A 1,251-nucleotide genomic window follows, 5' to 3' on the forward strand; every position below is an offset into this window, starting at 1 on the left:
CCTGCCACTCATATCAATCGTATTGGTAATCGACAAGTTCGGAATCCCTGTAGATTACGCTGTTTTCCCAGGAAACATGTCCGAATACACCTCGATGGAGCCAGTTATCAAAGGTCTCAAAGAGAAGTATCAGATTGACGAGGCCATAGTTGTTGCTGATCGAGGGCTAAACTCAGCAAAAAACCTGAAAATGATTCAAGACAATGGCATGGGATTCATTGTTGCCCAGAAAATCAGTCAATTGGGAAAGGATGTCACCAATGACATTACAGATCCAACTGGATACGTCTCTTTGCCTACGAAAGATAATACTGAGTTCAGATATAAAATTATTGGTAACTTTGAAAAGAAAGGCGCTGAAAGCTCGATTAATACAACTCTAGTCGTTACATTTGATGAAAAAAGAAAAAGACGTGATGACGCAATTATCGACTTGTATCTAAGGACTTTGGACGGCAAAATTCAGACAAATACAAAGGTTAAACCAAGCAAATCTGGCTGGCGTTCTCTTGCAGAAATAAACTCAGTCGGAGGTGAAATTAAAGGCGTAGATCAGAAGGCCCTTAAGAAAAAACGTGCACTGGCCGGCTATGCTGGCTTTGTTTTTAAAACACCTGTCTCTAGTAGCGGCTCGGCCAACGAAGTAACCGCTGATCAGGTAGCGGGACTGTACGGCAAGCTAAATGCTATCGAAAGATGCTTCAGGATTATGAAGAGTAACCTTGGGCTAAGACCAGTGTATGTAAGAAAAGCTGAACATATCAAAGCTCATGTGCTTTTCTGCTTTCTTGCTTTGGTCATCATCTGCTATCTTGAAAGAATGTTACATGCGCAAGGTCATATGTTGAGCATAGATCAAATCATTACTGTGCTGAACAAAATGACAGTGGTCAAAATTAGCTCCCGTAAGGTGTACGAATTTGATGAACCGATTTACGGAGTAGAGAGAACATTCAAAGGATCTGAGGCTGAGTACTTATATGTCAATCCTGAAACCAAGGAGCGAAGCATGATTCCACTAAGTCATGCACATTACTATATTCTCAAGTGTGTAGGCCTCAGGGTTTTACCAGCAAGGGTATCTAAAACATCACTATGTGGATGTTTAAGAACAAAGTTTAGGGCTCCACCAGGTGGATCACTTTACCTCTAATCATTGTTACTAACTTTTTTCAAAAGAAATACGAGGCGTAATCCGCATATATATCGGGTTAGCCTCGATTTTTTTTAAAGAGTTTTGATAAACTCAGG

At 40.6% G+C, this 1,251-nt stretch carries 1 protein-coding gene; it reads left to right on the forward strand.

What is annotated here, in order from left to right; genetic code table 11:
* Positions 1-1,153 (forward strand): IS1634 family transposase (locus H524_RS0111990; RefSeq protein ID WP_027940354.1); only part of this gene is annotated, 1,153 nt, incomplete at its 5' end.
* Positions 1,154-1,251: the final 98 nt, after the last annotated feature.

It is taken from the genome of Anaerobiospirillum succiniciproducens DSM 6400, assembly GCF_000482845.1.
Classification (GTDB): domain Bacteria; phylum Pseudomonadota; class Gammaproteobacteria; order Enterobacterales; family Succinivibrionaceae; genus Anaerobiospirillum; species Anaerobiospirillum succiniciproducens.